Consider the following 24038-nt stretch of genomic DNA (forward strand, 5'->3'; position numbering starts at 1 on the left):
CCTCTTTCCGTTCGGCGCGCACGAAGGAACCGCATGTTCGCCACGCTCACCGGCCTGGGCCTGTCCTCCGCGGCGGGGCTCAACGCCTACATCCCCCTCCTCCTCGTCGGGCTGGTCGCCCGCTTCACCGACCTGATCCCGCTCGGTCCCACCTGGGCCTGGCTGGAGCATCCCGTCACCCTGATCAGTCTCGGGGTGCTGCTGGTCGTGGAGTTCGCGGCGGACAAGTTCCCGGCGCTGGACAGCGTCAACGACGTCGTCCAGACGATCGTCCGACCGACCTCGGGCGGCATCACCTTCGGCGCGGGCGCCTCCACGGTGGAGCTGTCCGAGATCACCGGCGAGGCCTCCGGGGCCGCCGTGTCCTCCGGCGGGGTGGACTGGGGACCGGTGATCGCCGGCGTGCTCATCGCTCTGGCCTTCCACCTGGTCAAGGCGTTGTCGCGGCCGGTGATCAACACGATGAGCCTCGGCTGCGCGGCGCCGGTGGTCTCCTTCCTGGAGGACGTCGTCAGCTTCCTCACCTCGTTGATGGCCATCCTCCTTCCGGTGCTCATCCTCATCGTGTTCCCGGCGATGGTGTTCGCCGCGGTGTGGGTGGTGCGTCGACGTCGACGGCTACGGTCCGAACGTCGCGACCGGCGCGGTTCGGACCCCGAGGAGGCTCTCCAAGGCGGCGATGACCTGGATGATCCTCGGCGAGAGTGGTGAAAACCGCGTATCGCGAACGGACGTTCGGTCGTAAAGTGCATCCAATGGCTGAGATGACATCCGAGAACCACGACCCCCACCACATCGTCTGGGACTGGAACGGAACCCTGCTGGACGACAACCACGCCAACCTCGCCGCGGTCAACGCCGTCTGCGCGAGCTTCGGCCGTGAGCCGGTGGAGATGGACCATTGGCGTTCGATCTTCCGGCGTCCGCTCATCCCCTGCTACGAGGAGCTGCTGGGACGGACCTTCGCCGAGGGCGAGTGGGAGCGGGTCGAGAAACTGTACGACGAGAGCTACGTGAGCCACCTGCCCACCTGTGAGCTGGCGCAGGGCGTTCCCGACGTCCTCCACGCGTGGGCGGGGGAGGGACGCACCCAGTCGCTGCTGTCCATGGCCACCCACGAACACCTGGTCCCGCTGATCGCCGAGCGCGGTCTGACCTCGCACTTCACCCGGGTCGACGGGCGCAAGTTCGCCACGGTGAAGGACTCCAAGGCCGAGCACCTCATCGACCATCTGCGGCGTCAGGACCTGGACCCCTCCCGGGTCGTCCTCATCGGGGACATCGACGACGACGCCCGCGCCGCCCGTGAGGCCGGGGCCCGCACGGTCCTGGTCGCCAGCGGCCTGATGGCCCGTGAGCGTCTGGAGGCCACCGGTGCCCCCGTCGTCGACTCTCCGGCCGAGGCGGTGGCGGCGGTCCGTTCCCTGAGCTGACCCTCCGTGACCATCGTCCGCTCCGGCGGGCGGACCCCGTTCTCGCGCGTCGTCGAGGGCGGGGTCCTCGCGTTCGGGCCGTCCCACGGTGACCTGCGAACACCGGTGGGCCGGGCCGGGCGCCGAAACCCGGGCCGGCGCGTGAGCGCGGATACGCGGTGTTGTTAGATGGGTCTCAAAGCAACACGTTCACGCGATTGGGAAGGCGGGCCAATGACGGAGAGCAGCGTGCCCCGTGTGCTCTGGGAGCCCGACGAGGAACGGATCGAGTCCTCCAACGTCGTCGCGTTCGCACGATGGGCCGCACGGGAGAAGGGGGTCGAGGCCTTCGGCTCCGGCGGGTCCACCGCCGTCCGCGACTTCGACTACGACGCCCTGTGGCGCTGGTCGGTCACCGACATCGACGGTTTCTGGGCGTCCATCTGGGAGTTCTACGGGGTCCGGGCCGACACCCCCTACGAGGCGGTCCTGGCCGACCGGAGCATGCCGGGCGCCGAATGGTTCCCCGGTTCGACGCTCAACTACGCCCGGCACGTCTTCGAGGGGCGTGACGACGACACCGTCGCGATCCGGCACGCCACCGAGCTGCGTCCGCTCTCCGAGTGGACCTGGGGCGAGCTGCGCGAGTGCACCGCCGCCATCGCCTCGGGGCTGCGCAGGCTGGGTGTGGGCGAGGGCGACCGCGTCGCGGCCTACCTGCCCAACCTGCCGGAGACCATCGCCGCCTTCTACGCGGTGGCCTCCCTCGGCGCGATCTGGTCCTCCTGCTCGCCCGACTTCGGAGTGCGCAGCGTCATCGACCGGTTCGCGCAGATCGAACCGAAGGTGCTGCTGGCCGTGGACGGCTACCGCTACGGCGGCAAGGACTTCGACCGCCGACCGGTGGTCGAGGAACTGCGAGAGGCCCTGCCCACGGTCGAGCACACGGTCCTCCTCGACAACCTCTCCTCGGGCGCGACCCTGGAGGGCACCCTGCCCTGGTCCGAGCTGGAGGCCTCCGGCTCGGGCGACGCGCTGAGCTTCACCCCCGTCCCCTTCGACCACCCTCTGTGGGTCCTCTACTCCTCGGGGACGACCGGTCTGCCCAAGGCGATCGTCCAGGGTCACGGTGGCATCCTGCTGGAGCAGCTCAAGAACCTGAACCTGCACCTGGACGCCCAGGAGCACGACCGGGTCTTCTGGTACACCACCACCGGCTGGATGATGTGGAACTTCCTGGCCAGCGTCCTGCTGACCAAGGCCTCCATCGTCCTGTACGACGGCAGCCCCTCGACCCCCGCCTCCGGCCTGGACACCCTGTGGGAGCTGGCCGCCGACGCCGGTGTGACGGTCTTCGGGACCAGCGCCGGGTTCCTGTCCTCCTGCATGAAGGAGGGCGTCCACCCGCGCGAGGGGCGCGACCTGTCCGCGCTCAAGGCGATCGGCTCCACCGGCTCCCCGCTCAGCCCCGAGGCCTTCTCCTGGGCGTACGAGGAGTTCGGATCGGACCTGTGGCTGTTCTCCACCAGCGGCGGCACCGACATCTGTAGCTGTCTGGTCGGCGGTACCCCGACGCTCCCCGTCTACGAGGGGGAGATCCAGTCCCGGGGCCTGGGCATGGCGGTGGCCTCCTGGGATCCCGAGGGCAAGGAGCTCATCGGCGAGGTCGGTGAACTGGTCGTCACCGAACCGGCCCCCTCGATGCCGGTGTACCTGTGGGGCGACACCGACGGCGAGCGTCTGCGCGACAGCTACTTCTCCGTCTACCCCGGTATCTGGCGGCACGGCGACTGGATCGAGATCACCGAACGCGGCACGGCGATCATCTACGGGCGTTCGGACTCGACCATCAACCGCGGTGGCGTGCGTATGGGCACCAGCGAGATCTATCGCGCGGTCCTGTCCCTGGACGACGTCCTGGACGCCCTGGTCGTCGACGTCCCTCAGGGCGACGGCTCCTCCAAGATCGAACTGTTCGTCGTCCTGCGCGAGGGCGCCGACCTGGAGGGCGACGTGCCCAAGGAGATCGCCCGACGGATCCGCACCGACTGCTCGCCCCGCCACGTTCCGGACCGGGTCCGGGCGATCGCGGCGGTACCGCGCACGCTGTCGGGCAAGGTGCTGGAGGTCCCGGTCAAGCGCATCCTCATGGGCGAGCGGCCCGAGAAGGTGGCCAGCCGCGATTCGCTGGCCAACCCCGAGGCGCTGGACCACTTCAGCGGCCTGGCCGAGCGGGGCTGACCCGGTCCGGTCGGCCGGGGCGGAACGTCCACTCCGCCCCGGCCGGGCGAAGGCCGGCGGTACGGGGCCTCGCACGAAGAAGGGGAATGTCCGGAACAGGCATAACCTGACGGATGTGGCACAGCATCAGTCAGGCGACACAGGCGCGCCCTCGGGAACGCCCTCCTCGGTCGCGCGCAGGATCGACGGTATCGACGCGGCCCGCGCCCTCGCGGTCTTCGGCATGTTCGCGGTCCACCTCGGGGTGGCCTCCCACGGTCTGCTCCCCGAGGAACAGGGGTGGGCGCTGCACGGGCTGGTCCGGGGCAACTCCTCGGCGCTCTTCGCCTTCCTGGCCGGTGTCTCGCTGGCCCTGATGACCGGACGCACCCGGCCGGTCGAGGGCGACGCCCTGCGCCGGGCCATCGTGCGGATCATGGCCCGCGCCGTGCTCATCGGACTGCTCGGCGTGGTGCTGGACCTGTTCGCGGTCCCGATCGCCGTCATCCTCACCTACTACGCCGGGTTCTTCCTGCTGGCGCTGCCGTTCCTCCGGGCGCGGGCGGCCGTGCTGTGGACCGCGGCGGGGACCCTGGCCCTGTGCGGCCCGGTGGCGTCCTTCCTACTGCGCCGCGACCTCGTCCCGACGGCGCCGCGCACGGGATCGCTCACCTCGCTCCCGGAGTTCCTCCTCACCGGCTACTACCCGGCCATCACCTTCATGACCTTCGTCCTGGCCGGGATGGCGGTGGGCCGCACCGATCTGACCGCCACCGCGGTCCGCGTGCGCATGGCGGTCGGTGGGGCCGTCGCCGCCGCGCTCGGCTACCTGGGGCCGTGGCTCCTGCTCGAGCGGATGGGCGGGATCGACCGGCTGACCGAGGCTCACAGCACCTTCCTCGCCGGGGCCCCGCTGGGTTCGATGGACGCCTGGACGGCGGAGCAGCTGCGGGAGAACACGCGCGACGCCATGCACAACGTCAGCGGGCAGGTGCCCACCGACAGCTGGTGGTGGCTGGCGGTGGGGACACCGCACACCGGTACGACCTTCGAGATCCTGGAGGCGGTGGGGCAGGCACTGGTGGTGCTGGTGGTGTGCATGCTGTTCGCCGAACGGCTGCCCCGCGCGATGTACCCGCTCACCTCGGTGGGGCGGATGCCGCTGACCGTCTACACCGGGCACATCCTGGTGCTGGCGATCCTGATCCCGTTCCAAACGGAGACCACCATGGGGGCCGGCGGCCCCTGGTACATGGAGTGGTTCGTGTTCGGATCGCTCCTCTTCGCCTCCCTATGGCGCTACGCGGTGGGACGGGGACCGCTCGAACTCGGGCTGGCCCGCTGCGCCGACGCCGCGGTCACCGTGGTGGAGGAACGTCGACGGGAGAACGGCGCCCGCTAGAGTCTCGGGGCCTCAGGGGCCTCAGGGGCCTCAGGGGCCTCAGGGGCCTCAGGGGCGGTCGGGGCGTCGGATGTGCGCCGAGGTGCGATCCTGGTGGGCGAGGGAGTCGGTGGTGGTGCGGGTGTTCTGCCGGATGAGGCGGCGGGCGTCGTCGGCGGCCGACCGGGCCACGGCGGGGCTGGCCACCGGGCGCTGTGACAGTTCGGTGTCCTGCGGCAGCCCGATGTCCATGGGGAGCCCGGCCTTGCCGATCACCCGGAGCTGGGCCTCCTCCTGGGACAGGGAGGGGCGGATGTCGCCGTCGGGCGTCTTCCACGCGCTCAGACGGTGCGAGAACCAGCGGCCGCCCTGATAGCGCTCGCCCTTCTCCCACACGCGACCGTCGGGCCGGTGGCCCAGGGCGTGCTCGACGTCGGCCAGGGTCCAACCGGCCGAGAAGAAGCGGGCGCACTCGGCCTTGAGGAAGGCGAAGTCCACTCCGCGCAGCGAGGTGTCCTCCCGACGCAGCCGTTCACAGGCGTCGTGCACGGCGTGCGGGGTGTGCCGGGGCCGGTGCAGCGGGTCGACCTCGGGCTTGCGCAGCAGGGAGTCGTCGACGGTCACGATCACCTCGCCCCGACGGTTGTCCCAGACGCTCACGTCCTCGCGGGCCCACCCCTGCGATTCGGCCAACGCGGTCGCCATCCTGCGCAGGTCGATCCCGTCGTCGTCACTGCTGATCCGAAACTCCGCCATGCCTCCACGATAACGGTCCGGTGCGACGTCCATCGAGGTCCAAGGGAGTGGTCCGGTCTAGACCGGAGAGGACGCCGACCCTGTCGAAGTTCGTCGAAAAACCCCGTTTCCACCCCGATTCGAGGGTCTATTCGGAGGAAACCATGACAGAGATCCACCCCTGTCCTTGGAGGCTTCTCCAACCTTGGGGGATCGAACGTGCGGGGGCGCGCCGCCGAAGCGACCCGGGGTTATGGTGACCACCTGACGGCCGGAAACGGGGCCCGCACCCCGTACCGAGCCCGTACGGGCCGTCCCCCACCGGTCACCGGCGGACGGCCACACGAACCGACGAAGCTGTAGGTGCCCGTGCCACACACCGCGACCGTGCCCGAGGCGATCACCGACCACGCTCTCCGGGCCTACCTGCACGGCCTGCCGGGAGTCGACGAGGTCGGCGCCCGAGCCCGGGCCCAGGACCTGGCCACCAGGTCCATCAAGACGACCGCCAAGGCGGCCGCCATCGACCTGGCGATCTCCATGGTGGACCTGACCACGCTGGAAGGGGCCGACACCCCCGGCAAGGTCCGCTCCCTGTGCGTCAAGGCGGCGCTGCCCGACCCCGCCGACCGCACCGTGCCCAAGGTGGGCGCCGTGTGCGTCTACCCGGACATGGTCGCCGTCGCCGTCGAGGCGTTGCGCGGCACCGGGATCGGCGTGGCCTCGGTGGCCACCGCCTTCCCCGCCGGGCGCGCCCCCATGGAGGTCAAGCTCGCCGACACCCGGCGCGCGGTCGCCGACGGGGCGGCCGAGATCGACATGGTCATCGACCGGGGCGCCTTCCTGGCCGGCCGCTACCTGAAGGTCTACGAGGAGATCGCCGCGGTCAAGGAGGCCTGCGGCGACGCCCACCTGAAGGTCATCCTGGAGACCGGCGAACTGGTCACCTACGACAACGTGCGCCGCGCCTCCCACCTGGCGATGCGGGCGGGCGCCGACTTCATCAAGACCTCCACGGGCAAGGTGTCCCCGGCCGCCACCCTCCCGGTCACGCTCATCATGCTGGAGGCCGTGCGCGACCACCACGCCGCCACCGGCCGCCGGATCGGCGTCAAGCCCGCCGGAGGCATCCGCACCACCAAGGACGCCATCCGCAACCTGGTCCTGGTCAACGAGACCGCCGGACCGGAATGGCTCACCCCGGACCTGTTCCGGATCGGTGCCTCCAGTCTGCTCAACGACCTGCTCATGCAGCGGACCAGGCTGTCCACCGGCACCTACCCGGGCCCCGACCACTACACGCAGGACTAGCCGTGATCTTCGAGTACGCGCCCGCACCGGAGTCCCGCTCCGTCGTCCACCTGCGCGAGACCTACGACCTGTTCATCGACGGCGAGTTCACCCCGGCCCTGAGCGGTGAGCACCTCACCAGTCTCAACCCGGCCGACGAGGAGACGCTCGCCCGGGTGTCCGTGGCCGGAGAGGCCGACGTCGACCGCGCCGTCGTCGCCGCCCGCCGCGCCCAGGAGAACGTCTGGGGCCGCATGAGCGGCGCGGAGCGGGGCAAGTACCTGTTCCGCATCGCCCGGATCATCCAGGAACGCTCGCGCGAGCTGGCCGTCCTGGAGAGCATGGACAACGGCAAGCCCATCAAGGAGACGCGCGACGTCGACCTGCCGCTGGTCGCCGCGCACTTCTTCTACCACGCGGGTTGGGCCGACAAGCTCGCCCACGCGGGCTTCGGCCCCGACCCCCGCCCGCTCGGCGTGGCCGCCCAGATCATCCCGTGGAACTTCCCGCTGCTCATGCTGGCGTGGAAGGTCGCCCCGGCCCTGGCCACCGGCAACACCGTCGTCCTCAAACCGGCCGAGACCACCCCGCTCACCGCGCTGGTCTTCGCCGAGATCTGCCAGGAGGCCGACCTGCCCCCGGGCGTGGTCAACATCCTGACCGGCGCGGGGGAGACCGGCCGGGCCCTGGTCGACCACCCGGGCACCGACAAGGTCGCCTTCACCGGCTCCACCGAGGTGGGCCGGGGCATCGCCCGCGCGGTGGCCGGCACCGACAAACGTCTCACCCTGGAACTGGGCGGCAAGGGCGCCAACATCGTCTACGACGACGCCGCACTCGACCAGGCCGTGGAGGGTGTGGTCTCCGGCATCTTCTTCAACCAGGGACACGTGTGCTGCGCCGGTTCGCGGCTGCTGCTCCAGGAGTCCATCGCCGAGGAGTTCCTGCCCCGTCTCAAGGAGCGCGTGGCCAAACTGCGCCTGGGCGATCCGCTGGACAAGAACACCGACATCGGCGCGATCAACTCCGCCGCCCAGCTGGAACGGATCCGCGAGCTCACCGACACCGCCGACGAGGAGGGCGTGGAGCGCTGGTCTCCCGAGTGCGCGCTCCCCGAGTCCGGTTACTGGTTCGCGCCCACCGTCCTCACCGGGGTCGGCCAGGCCCACCGGGTGGCCCGCGAGGAGATCTTCGGCCCCGTGCTGTCGGTACTGACCTTCCGGACCCCCGAGGAGGCCGTCACCAAGGCGAACAACACCCCCTACGGGCTCTCCGCCGGCGTGTGGACCGAGAAGGGCTCGCGCATGCTCTGGACCGCCGAACGGCTGCGCGCCGGGGTGATCTGGTCCAACACGTTCAACAAGTTCGACCCGACCAGCCCCTTCGGCGGCTACAAGGAGTCGGGATACGGCCGCGAGGGCGGGCGACATGGTTTGGAGGCCTACCTTGGCTGAGCGGCGCGACGGCGGCAAGAGGAAGAACGAGGGCGCGGCCGACGGCGGCGCCACCGAGAACCGGACGACCGCGACGAAGGCCGACGTTCCGGCCCGAATCGCGGTCCGCAAGACCTACAAGCTCTATCTGGGCGGGGCCTTCCCCCGCTCGGAGTCGGGTAGGAGCCACCCCGTGACCTCAGCGGACGGCGCACACCTGGCCAACGCCTCGCTCGCCTCGCGCAAGGACGCGCGCGACGCGGTGGTCGCGGCCCGTAAGGCCTTCGGCGGCTGGTCCGGTCGGACCGCCTACAACCGCGGCCAGATCCTCTACCGGATCGCCGAGGTGCTGGAGGGCCGACACGCCCAGTTCGCGGACCAGCTGGTCGCCGCCCTGGGGGTCTCCCGGGCCGAGGCCGACCGGTACGTGTCGGCGGCCGTGGACCGCTGGGTCCACTACGCCGGCTGGACGGACAAGTTCGCCCAGGTCATCGGGGGATCGAACCCGGTCTCGGGTCCCTACTACAACCATTCGACCCCCGAGCCCACCGGCGTCGTCGTGGTGTTCGCGCCCCAGGGCGCCCCGCTGCTCGGGCTGACCTCGGTGCTCGCCCCGGTCATCGCCACCGGCAACACCGCCGTGGTGGTCTCCTCCGAGAGCGCGCCCCTGGCCTCCATCGACCTGGCCGAGGTGCTCGCCACCTCCGACGTGCCCGGCGGTGTGGTCAACGTGCTCACCGGCAAGGCGGGCGAGATCGGTCCGCACCTGGCCTCGCACGCCGACGTCGACGCCCTGGACCTGACCGGGGCCGGCGAGTCGGCCGTCGACTTCGAGAGGGCGGCGGCGGCCACCCTCACCCGGGTACTGCGCCCCGGCCCCGAGGCCGACGGGGGAGAGGACGCCTGGCTCGACACCGACCCCGGTACCTCCAGGTTGACCCCTTTCCTGGAGACCAAGACGGTCTGGCATCCGGTCGGAATGTAAGACTGACGGTCCGGCCCGTCCCTCCCGGGGCGGGTCCGGTCCGACAGCCGAGTGGAGGACGACGTGCCGCCGAAGACCCCCGAACAGGCCGACACCCCCGCGACCACCGCGACCGAACACAGGAACGTTCCCGGGCTGCGCCTGGTGCGCCTGGACCGCAGGACCCCCGAGGTCGACACGCTGCGCGAGATCGTCACGCGTCAGCGGGTCGCCCCCGAACAGCGCAGGTTCGTCGACGAGGCGATGCACACCCTGCCCCGCGCCGACGCCGTACCCGACCTCTTCCCCTACGCGGTCGTGCTCACCGGGGCCGACCTGTCCGACCGTGCCCAGGCCCTGGACGCCTGCGCCGGTTTCGGCATCATCGACCGGGTCGGCGTGCTGCGCGACCTGGTGGACGAGCCGGAGCGGGCGGTCCTGCTGCGCGCCTTCTACCTGTCCCCCGAACATCAGGGGCACGGGATCGGCAGGACCGCCTGCTCGGCCCCGCTGCTCGACCTGCTCGTCTCCCAGATCGTTCCCGAGGCCGAACACATCGTCCTGTGCGTCAACGACGGCAACGAGGCCGGCGAACGCGCCTACCGGGCGGCCGGCTTCACCCCCACGGGCCGTCGCCACGACGCCGGTGACCACGGCATGCAGAGCGTCTTCTCCCGGCCGGTCGACACCGGCTACCACCCCGTCCCCCGACTTCCGGAACCACGATGACCCTCGTACCGGAGGCGCGTCCCACCGTCCGCCCGCTCCGGGCGGGCGGTGACGCGCCGGAGGCGGCGGTGCCCGTACGCGCCCATGACGTCACGCCACAATGGCAGCGCCGGGAGATCGGCCCGACCTCGTGCCATCGCCCCTGTCGGACCCCTTGGTCGCGCAGGCCGCGCCGTACGCCCGGGACGTGAGGTCGCGTCCCCTGAAGACCACCATCAGCACCCCGCCGCCCGCGCGGCACCGATGAAGGAGAACCCGTAGTGACTCTCACGCCCCAGGCCACCGCCGAGCAGGCCGCGAACGAGCTGCGCGAACGTACCGGTGTGGACGGATACGACGTGGCCCTGGTGATGGGCTCGGGCTGGGCCCCCGCCGCCGACCTGCTCGGAGACTCCGGTGAGGAGTTCGCCTCCGCCGAACTGACCGGCTTCCTGCCCCCGGCCGTCGACGGTCACAGCGGCACCATCCGCTCCATCACCGACGGAGACCGGCACATCCTCGCCTTCCTGGGCCGCACCCACCTGTACGAGGGGCACGGGACCGACGCCGTCGTCCACGGCGTCCGCACCGCCGTCGCCGCGGGCGCCGGGACCATCGTCCTCACCAACGCCGCGGGCGGGATCGCCCCCGGCTACTCGGTCGGTTCGCCGGTGCTCATCGCCGACCACATCAACATGACCGCGCTGTCCCCGCTGAGCGGGGCGTCCTTCGTGGACCTCTCCGAGACCTACAGCGCCGAGCTTCGCGCCATCGCCCGCAAGGTCGACCCCGACCTGGCCGAGGGCGTCTACGCGGCCATGCCCGGCCCGCACTTCGAGACCCCCGCCGAGATCCGGATGCTGCGCGCGTTGGGCGCCGATCTGGTCGGCATGTCCACGGTCCTGGAGGCCATCGCCGCCAGAGCGGCCGGGGCCCGGGTCCTGGGGATGTCCCTGGTCACCAACATCGCGGCGGGGCTGGAGGGGGCCAACCTCGACCACGAGGAGGTCCTGGCCACCGGCCGTGACTCGGCCGAGACCGTCGGCCGTCTGCTGGCCGACATCGTCGGCCGGATCTGATCCGACCCCGCACCGACGCCCCTCTCCCGTCCGGGGCCCGTACCGCCCCGGACCTCCCCCCACGAGGGCGATCCCTCGACCGAAAGGCGATCCGATGACCGATACCGAACTCCTCACCCGTGCCCGGGACTGGCTCGACCAGGACCCCGACCCCGTCACCCGGGACGAACTGGCCGACCTGCTCGGCCGGGCCGAGGCGGGCGAGCGTGCCGCGGCGACCGACCTCGCCGACCGGTTCGCGGCCGGGCTGGAGTTCGGTACGGCCGGGCTGCGCGGTGCCCTGGGCGCGGGCCCCGGGCGGATGAACCGGGTCGTGGTCATGCGGGCCGCCGCCGGGATCGCGGCCTGGCTCGGAGACGGCGGCCGGCACGTGGTGATCGGTCACGACGCCCGGCACCGTTCGGCGGACTTCGCCCGGGACAGCGCCGCCGTCATCACCGGGGCGGGCCACCGGGTGACCCTGTTGGAAGGGCCCCTGCCGACCCCGGTGCTGGCCTACACGCTGCGGGAACGGGGCGCGGACGCCGGGATCATGGTGACCGCCAGCCACAATCCGCCCCAGGACAACGGCTACAAGGTGTACGTGGGCGGCGAGGGCGACGACGCGGGCGCGCAGATCGTCTCCCCGGTGGACGCGGAGATCTCCACCCTCATCGACGCGGTCGGCCCGGTCGGCGACCTGCCCTTGGGCGAGGGGTGGACGGTCCTGGGCCGTGAGGCGGTCGACCGCTACCTGAACGCCGTCACCGCTCTGCCCTTGGGCGAGGACCGCGACCTGTCCGTCGCCTACACGCCCCTGCACGGTGTGGGCGGCCGCGTGCTCCTGGAGGCCTTCGAAAGGGCCGGGTTCCCCCGTCCCGTCGTGGTGGCCGAACAGTTCGAGCCCGACCCCGACTTCCCCACGGTCGACTTCCCCAACCCCGAGGAGCCCGGGGCGATGGACCTGGCCCTCGCGCTGGGCGAGGCCGAGGGCGTCGACCTGGTCATCGCGAACGACCCCGACGCCGACCGTCTGGCCCTGGCGGTCCCGGGGCACGGGATGCTCACCGGCGACGAGGTGGGCGGGCTCCTCGCCGAGTACGTGCTCGACCGGACCGAGGGCCCCGATCGGGTCGTGGCCACCTCCATCGTCTCCTCCAGCCTGCTCGGCGAGATCGCGCGGGACCGGGGGGCGCGTTACGAGGAGACGTTGACCGGCTTCAAGTGGCTGGCCCGCGCGGGCGGGCCGGGGGAGCGTCGGGTGTTCGCCTACGAGGAGGCGCTGGGGTACTGCGTCGGAGGCGACGAGGGGCGCCCGGTCGCCGACAAGGACGGGATCTCCGCCGCGCTGGTGGCCGCCTCGCTGGCCGCGACCGCGAAACGTCGGGGGCTGACCCTGGTCGATCTGTTGGACGACCAGGCGCGCCGCCACGGCCTGCACCTGAGCGATCAGCTCTCGGTGCGGGTGTCCGATCCGGCCGTGATCGCCGCGACGATGCGGCGGGTGCGCGTCGAGCCGCCCACCGCGTTCGGTCCTCTGAGGGTGGCGAGGACCGTCGACTTCGCCGAGGGGCACGAGGGTCTGCCCTCGACCGACGCCGTGCGTTTCGAACTGGAGGGCACGGTGCGGGGGAGGGTGACCCTGCGCCCCTCGGGGACCGAACCCAAACTGAAGGCCTATATCGAGGTCGTGTCGGGGGTCGACGGGGACGTCGCGGACGTCCGTGCGCGCGGCTCGAAGATCCTGTCCGAGCTGAAGGCGGAGATCGCCGTCCTGGTGGGCGGGTGACCCGGAGGGTTCATTCCTCCTCGTCCGTCGGTTCCACGACGGGCCGATGGACCACCTCGTCGATCACGGTGAGCGTCTGAGTGGACGTCACCCCTGGCAGGGCCTGGAGCCGGGTGAGGATCAGGTCGCGGAGCTGGTTGGTGTTGGCGACCCTGACCAGCAGGACGATGTCGGCCGAACCGACCACGTACCAGCAGTACTCGATCTCCGGGTAGGAGGAGAGGATCTCCCGGTTGGCCCGCCAATCGGGCTGGCTACCGGAGATGAGGACGAGCGCGGTGACGCCCAGCCCCATCTTGGCGTGGTCGGTCACCACGGAGTAGCCGCGGATGACGCCGTCGTCGGTGAGTCGCTTGATCCGGTTGTAGGCCGTGGCCCGGGAGACGTTGGCCAGTGAGGCGATCTCCGTGATGCCGGTTCGCGCGTCCTTGGCGAGCGCGCTCAGAATGGTCTGGTCGGTGGTGTCCGGCCGCCGGCCGTTCCTGCGCTGTTCGCCCATGGCCATGTCGGGTGCTCCTCAGGTGTTCTTGTCATGGTGCTCGGTCCTTTGTCTCCGTCTTTGGCGGAGAACCGAGGAAATGCCAGGTAAACGTCGTTCTCGTCCATGGAGATCTCAGTCGGCGAGATGGGATGCGCACGCTCGGGCTGTTGTGGGTCGGAGGGGGATGGGGGGTCGGGGGATTTGCGCGCGGTCGCCTCTCGTGCGAACCGCCCGGCGGGATGGCGGTGGAGTCCGACTGTACTCATGGTTGACGCGCGGAGTGGCTCGAGAGTTTCCCCGAGCGGGCGGGGTCTAGGCCGAAGTGTCATGAATCAGGAGGAAATTACCCTTCGTTCGGCTATTTCGATCGCATTCGTTGCTTCTGTGTGTACCTATGACGACTCCTGTGGGTCGGGGGTACGAAGGTACGCGTTCCGACGACGGTCGCGTACCCCCCGTGTTCGGATCGCAACGCCTCGCCGTGCTCGGTGGAGGTCGCGGAAAACGATGGCGCGGCGCACCGTCGAGAGGGTAGAGATGGTGGGGTCGGTGGTGGTTCGTGGTGTTCAGCGTGTTGTGTCGTTTTCCTCCGTTCTGAGGGTTGAATCCTAGACGATCACGAACCGAGAGTCTCGTGTCGTTCCCGATCATCTCGACTGTTCGGTGATATCTAGCGAAAACGTCCAGACATCCGGACAATCAAGGCAAGACCGTGACCACCTCGAGCCCCGGCGGCGCTCCACGCGTACCCAGGGCCACGTTGGGAGCCGCTCGACATGCCATCCCCAGAGTCGACGGGCCGGGGCGCCATCACCGTGGAGCACCTGTCGCCCGAACTGACCCGCGGGCTCTACCGCGACATGCGCACCGCGCGCGACCTGGACACCGAGGCGATCGCCCTCCAGCGCCAGGGCGTCTTCCCCGCCTACGTCTCCGTACGGGGCCAGGAGGCCGCGCAGGTCGGCGGCGTCTCCGCGCTCGATCCCGCACGCGACTTCGTCTTCCCCACCTACCGCGAGATGGCCTCGGCCCTGGCCTACGGCGTCGAGATGGTCGGCTACATGTCCACCCACCGGGCCCTGTGGCACGGCGGCCTCTACGACGTGATGGAGTCCCGCTTCGGCGCGGTCAACGCCGTCGTCGGCGGACCCGTGCCGCACGCGGTGGGCTGGGCGATCGGCGAGAGCCTGCGCGGCGGCGACGGCGTGGCGATGGCCTACTTCGGCGACGGCGCCAGCTCCGAGGGCGACGTCCACGAGGCCATGAACTTCGCGGGCGTCTTCGGCGCACCCGTCATCTTCTTCTGCCAGAACAACCAGTGGGCGCTGTCGGTGCCCAACCACCGGCAGGTCGCGGGCGGCTCCATCGCCGCGCGCGCCGAGGGGTACGGCCTCCCCGGGGTCCTCGTCGACGGCAACGACGTCGGCGCCGTCCACACCGCCACCGCCCAGGCGGTCGAGCGGGCCCGCGAGGGCGGCGGCCCCACCGTCATCGAAGCCCTCACCTACCGGGTCGAACCGCACTCCACCTCCGACGATCCGGGCCGCTACCGGGACGAGGCCGAGGCCGACCGGTGGCGTCGACGCGACCCCCTCGACCTGCTGCGCGCGGCCATGATCGAGGCCGGCCACGCCGACGAGGCCCACCTCGACCGGGTGGACGCCGAGGCCGCCGCCCGCGCCGAGCGGATCCGCGACGGTGTGGCCACGGCCCCCGAGCCCCACGGCTCGGAGCTGTTCACCCACGTGTTCCGTGAGTCCACCGAAGAACTGTCCCGCCAGCGCCGTACCTGGCAGGAGGAGGTCGAGCTGTGACCGAGCTGATCGAGAGGGCCGAATCGGCGCCCGAGACCGAGACGATCGAACTGTCCATGCAGCAGGCCATCAACCGGGCCCTGCGCACCCTGCTCGCCGAGGACCCCCGGGTCCTGCTCTTCGGTGAGGACGTCGGCGCCCTCGGCGGGGTCTTCCGCGTCTCCGACGGCCTCCAGAAGGAGTTCGGCGACCAGCGCGTCTTCGACACCCCCCTGGCCGAGTCCGCCATCATGGGCATGGCGGTCGGGCTGGCGATGAACGGCTGGCGTCCCGTCCCGGAGCTCCAGTTCGACGGCTTCGCCTATCCGGCCATCGACCAGATCGTGAACCAGGTGGCGCGCATGAACTATCGCACCCGCGGCGCCGCCCCCATGCCCATCACCCTGCGTCTGCCCTCCTTCGGCGGCATCCAGGCCCCCGAACACCACGGGGAGAGCCTGGAGGCGCTCTTCGCGCACACCCCGGGCCTGAAGGTCGTGGCGCCCTCCGACCCGGGCGAGGCCTACAGTCTGCTGCTCCAGTCGGTGCGCTCGGACGACCCGGTCGTGTACATGGAGCCCAAGGCCTGCTACTGGGACCGTCGTCCGGTCCGCCTGAGCGAGCCGACCGACCCCATCGGCACCTCGCGTGTCGTGCGTCCGGGCCGGCACGCCACCCTCGTCGCCTGGGGCGCCATGGTGCACCGCTGCCTCCAGGTGGCCGAACTGGCCGCGGAGGACGGCGTCGAGCTGGAGGTGCTGGACCTGCGCTGGCTCAAGCCGATCGACGCCGCCGGACTGGCGGCCTCGGTCGCGCGCACCAAGCGCGCCGTGGTCGTCCACGAGGCGCCGCTCACGGCCGGGCTCGGAGCGGAGGTCTCCTCCCTGATCACCGAACAGTGCTTCCGCGACCTGGCCGCGCCGGTCCAGCGCGTCACCGGATTCGACGTGCCCTACCCGGCCGGCCCCTTGGAGCACCAGTACCTGCCGACGATCGACCGCGTCCTGTTCGCGGTCCAGCGAACCCTGGAGTACTAGCCGACATGGCAGAAGAGAACATCACCTTCTCCCTTCCCGACCTCGGCGAGGGGCTGGTCGAGGCGACCGTCCTGGAGTGGCAGGTCGAGGTCGGGGAACGGATCGGCCGCAACGACCCGCTGGTGGAGGTGGAGACCACCAAGTCGGCCGTGGTCATCCCCTCGCCCGAGAGCGGGGTCGTGGCGGGCCTGCACGCCGAGGAGGAGCAGGTCGTCCCGGTGGGCGCCCCTCTGGTGACCTTCACGGTCGAGAGGAAGGACGGACCGCAGGCCGGGATCGTCGGTCGCGTTCCGACGGAGGAGGCCGCGCCCCGCAGGCGGGTGCGTCTGAAGCCCCCGACGGATTGATCGGATCATCCCTCCACGGAGGTCCATTCGGATGTCGACACGAACGAAAAGGCCCGGAGAGTCGATTCGTTCATAGGAACATCTGAATGGGCCTCCGTCCCTTTTCTCAGTAAGTTCGAACCCGTGAAAGGCACGGAGATATTCATGACGACGAATCCTGTCGGAGACGTGACGATGAGTTATGTGGATTTGCTTCCGGAGGCCCCGGGAGAGGCCGTTCCGGTCCTTCTCCTGCACGGTTTCGGAAGCGACTTCCAGATGAATTGGGGGTCCACCGGCTGGGTGCGTGATCTGGAGGCCGTGGGACGCCGTGTCATCGGCCCGGATCTGCGCGGCCACGGTGCCAGTGACAAACCCACCGAAAGCGCGTTCTACCTCCCCGAACACTTCGTCTCCGACCTGGTGGACCTGCTCGATCGGCTCGGTCTGGAGCGTGTCGACGTCGTCGGCTACTCGATGGGCTCCCGCCTGGCCTGGGAACTCGCGCTCACCGCCCCCGAGCGGGTGCGCCGGCTGGTCCTCGGCGGTTTCGGCCCGGACAACGCCCTGGCCGGGGTCGAGGAGGGTGTCCCGGGTGAGGGCGACACCCCCTTCGACCAGGTCTATCGAACGGTCGTCGGGCTCCCGGGCAACGACGCCGACGCCCTGGCCGCCTGCGCCCTCGGTCAGGCGGCCCGACCCTTCACCCCCGAACCCCGTCCCGAGGGTGTTCCGATCCTGTTCGCGGCGGGTGCGAAGGACCCCGTGGCGGCGGGTGTGGAGGGGTTGGCCGAGGCCATCGGCGCGACCTTCGTCGAGGTTCCCAAGAGGGACCACGTCAACGCCGTCTCCTCCCGGGCGTTCCGCCGGGCCGTGATCGACTTTCTGGAGGTCGACGCGGACGAGGCCTGAAGTGGGTCAGTCCGGTCTAGACCGGTAGGGCGTCACCGGGGCCTCGTGACCAGGGGTGAAGGGGTCCGCACCATCGGTGCCGGACCCGTGTTCCTCCAGGGAAGAGGGGGTGAAAAAACAGAGAATAGGAAGACGGTTGACCGGCTCCGGTGTGTTCTTGGTAACTTCCGGGTAAGGCCCCATGTCACTTGGCTCTCGCCTTTATAACAACTCCGTCCGATGGTGCGGTGTACTTTCGGCCACGAGATATCGTCCGGCAGCAGAACTCAGGCCGGTTCCGCTGCGGAATGCGGCAGTGCTGAGAGGGCGAAGGGGAGAGTTACCCAAGTGAAGCGCAGTAACGCGGCCAAGTTCGCCGCCGTCGCAGCGGCGAGCATGCTGGCACTCACCGCGTGTGACAACGCGGCCGACGACGGGTCCGGCGACGGCTCCGGTGACGACGCATCCGAGCTCCAGGTGGGACTGGCCTACGACGTCGGTGGTCGTGGCGACCGTTCCTTCAACGACTCCGCCTACCGCGGGCTGGAGCAGGCCGCCGAGGAGCTCGGCGTCCAGACGCAGGACTTCGAGCCCGCCAAGGACGAGGCCGACTCCGCCAAGGAGGAGCGCCTGACCACGATGGCCGAGGAGGGCTACGACCTCGTCATCGCCGTCGGGTTCGCCTACGACGGCGCCATCCAGTCGGTCGCCCCCAAGTACCCGGAGGTCGACTTCGCGATCATCGACTCCGAGATCGAGGGCATCGACAACGTCACCAGCCTGGTGTTCGCCGAGGAACAGGCCTCCTTCCTGGCCGGTGCCGCCGCGGCGCTGACCACCGAGGAGGACCACGTCGGCTTCATCGGCGGTGTCGAGACCCCGCTGATCCACAAGTTCGAAGCCGGTTTCGTGGCCGGGGCCGAACACGTCAACGAGGACATCAACGTCGAGATCGACTACCTGAGCCAGCCGCCGGACATGAGCGGCTTCAACGAGCCCGCCCGTGGCTCCGCGGTCGCCCAGGCCCAGTACGACCGCGGCGCCGACGTCATCTACCACGCCGCCGGCGCCTCCGGCAACGGCATCCTGGAGTCCGCGGTCGCCAACGACTTCACCTTCATCGGCGTCGACAGCGACCAGTACGTCAACGCCGAGGACGACCAGAAGCAGCACGTGCTGACCTCCGCCATCAAGCAGGTCGACGTCTCGGTCTTCGAGCTCATCAGCGCGGCCGTCGAGGGCGATGTCGAGGGCGGCATCCAGCGCTTCGACCTCACCGACGGCGGTGTCGACTACACCACCTCCAACGAGGAGGCCATCGAGCCGATCCAGGAGGAGCTGGACGCGCTCAAGGAGCAGATCGTCGCCGGTGAGATCGAGGTTCCCACCGAGCCGTGACGGGCGTCGAGCCCACCGCGGGAGCCGGGCCCGCGAGGTGACCCGAGGGTCACGAGGAACGGAGCCGAAGGGGCACACGACCCCTTCGGCTCCGCCCGGTAGCCGCACCGCGACGAAGGCGTCCGGTCGTGGCCCTGTCAAGGCCCGCCACGCCCCGCCGCAAGTTCCCATAGAGGAGTCTGATGAGCAGCACGCCATCGGGCGGCGGGTCGAACGGACCCGCCGCCGTTGAGCTGCGCGGGATCACCAAGCGTTTTCCCGGCGTCGTGGCCAACCACGACATCGACATCACCGTGGCCCCCGGTACCGTGCACGCCATCGTCGGCGAGAACGGGGCGGGCAAGTCCACGCTGATGAAGACCCTGTACGGCATGCACCGGCCGGACGAGGGACAGATCCGAGTCAAGGGCGTGGAGGTGCGCTTCCACTCGCCCTCCGACGCCATCAAGCACGGCATCGGCATGGTGCACCAGCACTTCATGCTGGCCGACAACCTCACCGTCCTGGAGAACGTGGTCCTGGGGGCCGAACGCCGGCACGGCATCGGCAACAAGGCCCGTGAACGGATCAGGAGCCTGTCCGCCCAGTACGGGCTGGGCGTGGACCCCGACCGCCTGATGGAGAACCTGGGCATCGGCGACCGCCAACGGGTGGAGATCCTCAAGGTCCTGTACCGGGGCGCCGAGACCATCATCCTGGACGAGCCCACCGCCGTACTGGTCCCGCAGGAGGTCGACGAACTCTTCGCCAACCTGCGCGAACTCAAGCGCGAGGGCCTCACGGTCATCTTCATCTCGCACAAGCTCGACGAGGTCCTGTCGGTCGCCGACGACATCACCGTCATCCGACGCGGCACCACCGTCGCCACCGCCGACCCGCGCACCACCACCGCGCGGGAACTGGCGACCCTGATGGTCGGCGGCGAACTGCCCGTCCCCGAGCTGCGCGAGTCCACCGTCACCGACCACGTGGTCCTGTCCCTGGACGGGATCACCGTGCTGTCGGCCGAGGGCCGCCCCGTCGTCGACGACGTCTCCGTGAACATCCGGCGGGGCGAGATCGTCGGCATCGCCGGTGTCGAGGGCAACGGCCAGTCCGAGCTCATCGAGGCGATCATGGGCATGCGCCGCCTCTCCTCGGGGCGGATCCTCCTGGAGGAGGAGGACATCAGCACCTGGTCCACCCTGCGCATCCGCGAGGCCGGGGTCGGCTACATCCCCGAGGACCGGCACCGCCACGGCGTGCTGCTGGAGTCGCCGCTGTGGGAGAACCGCATTCTGGGTCACCAGACCAAGGCGCCCAGCGTACGCGGCCCCTGGATCGACAAGGCCGGAGCCCGTAAGGACTCCGAACGCATCGTCGCCGAGTACGACGTCCGCACCCCCGGCATCGACGTCATCGCCGACGCGCTCTCGGGCGGTAACCAGCAGAAGTTCATCATCGGCCGGGAGATGAGCGGGGAACCGCGCTTCCTGGTCGCCGCCCACCCCACCCGAGGCGTGGACGTGGGCGCCCAGTCCGCCATCTGGAAACAGCTCCGCGAAGCGCGGGCCGAGGGCCTGGCCGTGCTGCTGATCTCCGCGGACCTGGACGAGCTGATCGGCATGTCCGACACGCTCCACGTCATCCTGCGCGGACGCCTGGTCGCCGAGGCCGACCCCGCCACCGTCACCCCCGAACAGCTCGGCTCGGCCATGACCGGCGCCGGCCTGTGCGGCGATGAGGAAAGTGAGACCGGTGCGAACGATGGCACCGACAAGGAAGAGAACGAGGGCGGATCATGAGTAGGACCTCCCGCCCCGGCGCGCCCCTGCCCGGTCCCGCCGTCGTGGTGATCGCGATCCTCCTGGGCGCCGGTGTCACCGCCGGGCTCGATCTGGCGCTGCTGTGGTGGGCCGCGTTGATCATCGGTGTGGTCGCGGCCTTCGCCTTCGTGTTCTGGACCGCCTCCGGCCGGACCGACGACGGCGATCCGGGCGACGACGTCGACGAGAAGCACACGACGCTGCACAAGACCCTCGTGCTCCCGGCCGCCCTGGTGCTGTCGGTGCTCGGCGGACTGCTCGCGGCCTGGGCGCTGGACCTCCAGCTCCAGGAGTGGGCGGCGGCCCTCCTGGGCGGCGCCGTCGGCGCGGGACTGGCCTTCCTGCTGATCCACCGGCTCTCGGCCATGTTGGCGCTGTCCTTCGCCGCCGTGTTCGCGGCCGGGATCATCGCCACCGCCGTGACCGCCGCCGTGCTGTTCTTCAGCGGCATCGCGCCCCTGAGCACCTTCGAGCGGATGCTCGAATACGGCACCCGGCCCAACAGCATGGTGCAGATCATCAACGACAGCACCACCTACTACCTGGCCGCCGTGGCCGTGGCGATCGGCTTCAAGATGAAGCTGTTCAACATCGGCGTGGACGGCCAGTACCGACTGGCGGCCCTGCTGGCCGCCGCGGTCGGCGGATACCTGGTGCTGCCCCCGGTGATCAGCCAGTTCGTCGTCATCGTCACGGCGGTCGCCGTCGGTGGCGTGTGGGCCGGTATCGCCGGGTACCTCAAGGTCACCCGAGGGGTGTCCGAGGTGATCGCGACGATCATGCTCAACTCGATCGCCACCGGTATCACCGCCTACCTGCTGACCGAAGGCCGTCTCGCGGTCGAGATCAGCACCAACAACATCGGCACCCCGCCGATCCCCGAGTCCGGCTGGGTCCCCGGCATCCCGGCGACCTTCCTGGGCTCGGAGCGTGAGATCTTCGGTCTGGTCTTCCTCGCCATCGCCGTGGGCATCGGCTACTGGGTGATGCTCAACCGCACCCGGTTCGGCTTCGAACTGCGCGCCACCGGCCAGTCCAAGACGGCGGCCGAGGCCAGCGGCGTCGACGTCAAGAAGATGATCTTCCTGTCCATGCTGTTCTCCGGCATGGTCGCCGGGCTCGTGGGCCTGCCCCAGCTTCTGGGCAGCTCCCACTACTACGCCCTGGACTTCCCGGCCGGTATCGGCTTCGTCGGTATCGCGATCGCCCTGCTGGGGCGCAACCACCCGGTCGGCATCGTCTTCGCCTCCCTGTTCTGGGCCTTCCTGAACCAGGCGGCGGGCATTCTGCCCTTCGACGGCATCCCCCAGGAGATCGCGGTCATCGCACAGGCCACCATCGTCCTCACGGTCGTCGTGGTCTACGAGGTCGTCCACCGCTGGGGCCGTCGCCACCAGCAGCAACAGGTCGGTCGACAGCTCGGTCGCACGACCGAGACCACTCCGGAGCCCGCGACCGTGTCCCACGGCGCCGGCCCGGAGCACGGTTCCGCCGAGGGGACCGAGGGCGGCGACGGCGCCCACGGCACCGACGGCGAGCGCGGCGGGGAGGCGAAGTGAGTCAGGAACTCAACGTGATGGAGCCGGTGGCCGGAAGGTCCCGGCCCAAGGGGTGGGGGCGCTGGCGTCTTCTCACCCTGCTGATGGCGGTCCTGGTGTCCCTCGCGGGGCTGCGGGTCATCACCGGCCAGGACATGCTGACCGACGCGGGCACCGTCCGCACCACGCTGACCTTCGCGGTCCCGATCGGCCTGGCCGCGCTCGGTGGTCTGTGGGCCGAACGCGCCGGCATCATCAACATCGGTCTCGAAGGCATGATGATCTTCGGGACCTGGTTCGGCGCCTACTTCGCGTGGAGCTTCGACAACCCCTGGATCGGTCTGCTGGCCGGCACCCTGGGAGGGATGTTCGGCGGCCTCATGCACGCGGTGGCCACGGTGACCTTCGCCGTGGACCACATCGTGTCCGGTGTGGCGATCAACATCCTCGCCCTGGGCGCCATGCGCTACCTGTCGATCCTCGTCTACGCCGACATCCCCGGCGCCGGCGCGGCCCAGTCCCCGCCCGCGCCCTCGTTCCCCACCCTGAACGTGCCGTGGCTGCCCGAGGCGCTCACCCCGGTCGCGCAGAGCGGGATCTTCCTGGTCAGCGACATCGCCGCGCTGATCATCGGCCTCACCACCCGGATGTCGGCGCTGACGCTCATCGCGGTCCTGATGATCCCGCTCAGCTACCTGGTGCTGTGGAAGACCACCTTCGGTCTGCGACTGCGTTCGGTGGGCGAGAACCCCGACGCCGCCGAGTCCCTCGGTGTGCCGGTGTACACGCTCAAGTACGTCGCGGTGCTCATCTCCGGTGGTCTGGCCGGCATGGGCGGCGTCTTCCTCGCGATCGTCGCCTCGCAGATCTACCAGGAGGGGCAGACCGGCGGCCGCGGCTACATCGGTCTGGCCGCGATGATCTTCGGTAACTGGCGTCCGGGCGGTCTGGCCATGGGCGCGGGCCTGTTCGGCTACACCGACGCCCTCCAGGTACGTGGTGGCGGCGCCGCGATCCACGCGCTGCTGCTGCTCCTGGCCGTGGTACTGCTGGTGGTGGCCGTGTGGCAGGTGCGCAAGGACCGCAAGGGTCTGGCCGTGGCCGGTACGCTCGCCGCGATCGTGCTGCTGTTCTGGTACTTCACCACCGACTCCCTGCCGCGCGAGCTGGCCACCTACAGCCCGCACATCGCCACCCTGCTGGTGCTGTCGCTGGCCTCGCAACGGCTGCGGGCACCCGCGGGCGTCGGTAGGCAATGGAGGGCGAGCCGCTCATGACCGAGCACGCGAAGGGCGCCGAGGGCACGGCCCCGGACGTCGACTGGGAGGCGCTCCGCGCGGCCGCCCGGGAGGCGATGGGCCGCGCCTACGCCCCCTACTCCCGCTACCCGGTGGGCGCCGCCGCTCTGGTCGACGACGGCCGGGTGGTGAGCGGCTGCAACGTGGAGAACGCCTCCTACGGTGTGGGCCTGTGCGCCGAGTGCGGTCTGGTCAGCGCGCTGCACGCCACCGGCGGCGGACGTCTGGTCGCCTTCGCCTGCGTGGACGGGCGGGGCTCCGCCCTGATGCCGTGCGGGCGATGTCGACAACTGCTGTACGAACACGGCGGGCCCGAACTGCTTGTGGACACGCCCGAGGGGATCCTCCCCATGGACCGGGTCCTGCCGCAGGCCTTCGGACCGCACAACCTCACATAGTCACCCCATCGGCGTCTCCCCGGCCCACCGCGGCCGGGGAGACGCCCTTTATCCACCCTCGCCATCACCGAAGCAGTGCCACG

Annotated in this window: 21 protein-coding genes; 19 read left to right on the forward strand and 2 right to left on the reverse strand. The window is 70.3% G+C overall.

Annotation, left to right across the window (positions count from 1 at the left end):
• The first annotated feature begins 33 nt into the window (after positions 1 to 33).
• The 4 genes from D451_RS0114975 (at position 34) to D451_RS0114990 (ending at position 5034) form a co-directional block, all read left to right on the forward strand.
• A complete protein-coding gene (locus D451_RS0114975; protein ID WP_017535049.1) occupies positions 34 to 711 on the forward strand; it encodes a DUF4126 domain-containing protein in 678 nt (225 codons plus the stop codon).
• A gap of 44 nt (positions 712 to 755) precedes the next feature.
• Positions 756 to 1433, forward strand: a complete 678-nt coding sequence (locus D451_RS0114980; protein WP_017535050.1) for an HAD family hydrolase — start codon at positions 756 to 758, stop codon at positions 1431 to 1433.
• 213 nt (positions 1434 to 1646) lie between these two features.
• Complete coding sequence (locus tag D451_RS0114985) at positions 1647 to 3653, forward strand: acetoacetate--CoA ligase (RefSeq protein WP_017535051.1); 2007 nt, start codon at positions 1647 to 1649, stop codon at positions 3651 to 3653.
• A gap of 115 nt (positions 3654 to 3768) precedes the next feature.
• Positions 3769 to 5034: a heparan-alpha-glucosaminide N-acetyltransferase domain-containing protein gene (locus D451_RS0114990; protein WP_017535052.1), complete on the forward strand. Its 1266-nt coding sequence runs from the start codon at positions 3769 to 3771 to the stop codon at positions 5032 to 5034.
• A 48-nt stretch (positions 5035 to 5082) separates the two neighbouring features.
• Here the strand turns inward: D451_RS0114990 and D451_RS0114995 are convergent, their stop codons facing one another.
• Positions 5083 to 5769, reverse strand: a complete 687-nt coding sequence (locus D451_RS0114995; RefSeq protein WP_014912451.1) for a hypothetical protein — start codon at positions 5767 to 5769, stop codon at positions 5083 to 5085.
• A gap of 342 nt (positions 5770 to 6111) precedes the next feature.
• Here D451_RS0114995 and deoC point away from each other — a divergent pair, with 342 nt between their 5' ends.
• The 6 genes from deoC to D451_RS0115025 all read left to right on the forward strand — a co-directional run bounded on the left by deoC (position 6112) and on the right by D451_RS0115025 (position 12990).
• Positions 6112 to 7059, forward strand: coding sequence for a deoxyribose-phosphate aldolase (gene deoC, locus D451_RS0115000; RefSeq protein WP_017535053.1), 948 nt, complete (start codon positions 6112 to 6114; stop codon positions 7057 to 7059).
• Between the two features lie 2 nt (positions 7060 to 7061).
• Positions 7062 to 8492: an aldehyde dehydrogenase family protein gene (locus D451_RS0115005; protein WP_017535054.1), complete on the forward strand. Its 1431-nt coding sequence runs from the start codon at positions 7062 to 7064 to the stop codon at positions 8490 to 8492.
• Positions 8485 to 9456, forward strand: coding sequence for an aldehyde dehydrogenase family protein (locus D451_RS0115010; RefSeq protein WP_017535055.1), 972 nt, complete (start codon positions 8485 to 8487; stop codon positions 9454 to 9456). The genes D451_RS0115005 and D451_RS0115010 overlap by 8 nt, the downstream gene beginning before the upstream one ends.
• Positions 9457 to 9519: 63 nt before the next feature.
• On the forward strand, positions 9520 to 10164 hold the full coding sequence (locus D451_RS0115015) for a GNAT family N-acetyltransferase (RefSeq protein ID WP_234305848.1): 645 nt from the start codon (positions 9520 to 9522) through the stop codon (positions 10162 to 10164).
• A gap of 260 nt (positions 10165 to 10424) precedes the next feature.
• Entirely contained in the window at positions 10425 to 11222 is a 798-nt protein-coding gene (locus D451_RS0115020; RefSeq protein ID WP_014911701.1) for a purine-nucleoside phosphorylase, read from the forward strand.
• Positions 11223 to 11316: 94 nt separating this feature from the next.
• Positions 11317 to 12990, forward strand: a complete 1674-nt coding sequence (locus tag D451_RS0115025; protein ID WP_017535057.1) for a phospho-sugar mutase — start codon at positions 11317 to 11319, stop codon at positions 12988 to 12990.
• 10 nt (positions 12991 to 13000) lie between these two features.
• Here D451_RS0115025 and D451_RS0115030 read toward each other — a convergent pair whose 3' ends face one another.
• On the reverse strand, positions 13001 to 13495 hold the full coding sequence (locus D451_RS0115030) for an Lrp/AsnC family transcriptional regulator (RefSeq protein WP_014911596.1): 495 nt from the start codon (positions 13493 to 13495) through the stop codon (positions 13001 to 13003).
• 752 nt (positions 13496 to 14247) lie between these two features.
• On the opposite strand from D451_RS0115030, the gene D451_RS0115035 reads away from it, so the two are divergent.
• From D451_RS0115035 to D451_RS0115075, 9 genes are all read left to right on the forward strand, one after another.
• Positions 14248 to 15285, forward strand: coding sequence for a thiamine pyrophosphate-dependent dehydrogenase E1 component subunit alpha (locus D451_RS0115035; protein WP_017535058.1), 1038 nt, complete (start codon positions 14248 to 14250; stop codon positions 15283 to 15285).
• Positions 15282 to 16301, forward strand: coding sequence for an alpha-ketoacid dehydrogenase subunit beta (locus tag D451_RS0115040; protein ID WP_017535059.1), 1020 nt, complete (start codon positions 15282 to 15284; stop codon positions 16299 to 16301). Before D451_RS0115035 ends, D451_RS0115040 begins: the two co-directional genes overlap by 4 nt.
• 5 nt (positions 16302 to 16306) lie before the next feature.
• A complete protein-coding gene (locus D451_RS0115045; RefSeq protein ID WP_017535060.1) occupies positions 16307 to 16648 on the forward strand; it encodes a biotin/lipoyl-containing protein in 342 nt (113 codons plus the stop codon).
• Positions 16649 to 16822: 174 nt separating this feature from the next.
• Positions 16823 to 17539 carry an alpha/beta fold hydrolase gene (locus tag D451_RS0115050; RefSeq protein WP_238543816.1) on the forward strand — a complete coding sequence of 239 codons (717 nt, stop codon included), beginning with the start codon at positions 16823 to 16825 and terminating at the stop codon, positions 17537 to 17539.
• A gap of 327 nt (positions 17540 to 17866) precedes the next feature.
• Positions 17867 to 18916 (forward strand): BMP family lipoprotein, encoded by a 1050-nt coding sequence (locus D451_RS0115055; protein ID WP_017535061.1) that lies wholly within the window; start codon positions 17867 to 17869, stop codon positions 18914 to 18916.
• A gap of 182 nt (positions 18917 to 19098) precedes the next feature.
• Entirely contained in the window at positions 19099 to 20700 is a 1602-nt protein-coding gene (locus D451_RS0115060) for an ABC transporter ATP-binding protein (RefSeq protein WP_017535062.1), read from the forward strand.
• Complete coding sequence (locus D451_RS0115065) at positions 20697 to 22280, forward strand: ABC transporter permease (RefSeq protein WP_017535063.1); 1584 nt, start codon at positions 20697 to 20699, stop codon at positions 22278 to 22280. The genes D451_RS0115060 and D451_RS0115065 overlap by 4 nt, the downstream gene beginning before the upstream one ends.
• Entirely contained in the window at positions 22277 to 23536 is a 1260-nt protein-coding gene (locus tag D451_RS0115070; protein ID WP_014911018.1) for an ABC transporter permease, read from the forward strand. Before D451_RS0115065 ends, D451_RS0115070 begins: the two co-directional genes overlap by 4 nt.
• A complete protein-coding gene (locus D451_RS0115075) occupies positions 23515 to 23955 on the forward strand; it encodes a cytidine deaminase (protein WP_017535064.1) in 441 nt (146 codons plus the stop codon). The genes D451_RS0115070 and D451_RS0115075 overlap by 22 nt, the downstream gene beginning before the upstream one ends.
• Positions 23956 to 24038 lie beyond the last annotated feature (83 nt).

The sequence above is a fragment of the Nocardiopsis alba DSM 43377 genome, from assembly GCF_000341225.1.
GTDB lineage: Bacteria > Actinomycetota > Actinomycetes > Streptosporangiales > Streptosporangiaceae > Nocardiopsis > Nocardiopsis alba.

Coding starts and splice junctions, on each gene's coding strand:
- D451_RS0114975 (WP_017535049.1), top strand. CDS start 34: ATGTTCGCCACGCTCACCGGCCTGGGCCTGTCCTCCGCGGCGGGGCTC.
- D451_RS0114980 (WP_017535050.1), top strand. CDS start 756: ATGGCTGAGATGACATCCGAGAACCACGACCCCCACCACATCGTCTGG.
- D451_RS0114985 (WP_017535051.1), top strand. CDS start 1,647: ATGACGGAGAGCAGCGTGCCCCGTGTGCTCTGGGAGCCCGACGAGGAA.
- D451_RS0114995 (WP_014912451.1), bottom strand. CDS start 5,769: ATGGCGGAGTTTCGGATCAGCAGTGACGACGACGGGATCGACCTGCGC.
- D451_RS0115025 (WP_017535057.1), top strand. CDS start 11,317: ATGACCGATACCGAACTCCTCACCCGTGCCCGGGACTGGCTCGACCAG.
- D451_RS0115030 (WP_014911596.1), bottom strand. CDS start 13,495: ATGGCCATGGGCGAACAGCGCAGGAACGGCCGGCGGCCGGACACCACC.
- D451_RS0115035 (WP_017535058.1), top strand. CDS start 14,248: ATGCCATCCCCAGAGTCGACGGGCCGGGGCGCCATCACCGTGGAGCAC.
- D451_RS0115045 (WP_017535060.1), top strand. CDS start 16,307: ATGGCAGAAGAGAACATCACCTTCTCCCTTCCCGACCTCGGCGAGGGG.
- D451_RS0115050 (WP_238543816.1), top strand. CDS start 16,823: ATGAGTTATGTGGATTTGCTTCCGGAGGCCCCGGGAGAGGCCGTTCCG.
- D451_RS0115060 (WP_017535062.1), top strand. CDS start 19,099: ATGAGCAGCACGCCATCGGGCGGCGGGTCGAACGGACCCGCCGCCGTT.
- D451_RS0115065 (WP_017535063.1), top strand. CDS start 20,697: ATGAGTAGGACCTCCCGCCCCGGCGCGCCCCTGCCCGGTCCCGCCGTC.
- D451_RS0115075 (WP_017535064.1), top strand. CDS start 23,515: ATGGAGGGCGAGCCGCTCATGACCGAGCACGCGAAGGGCGCCGAGGGC.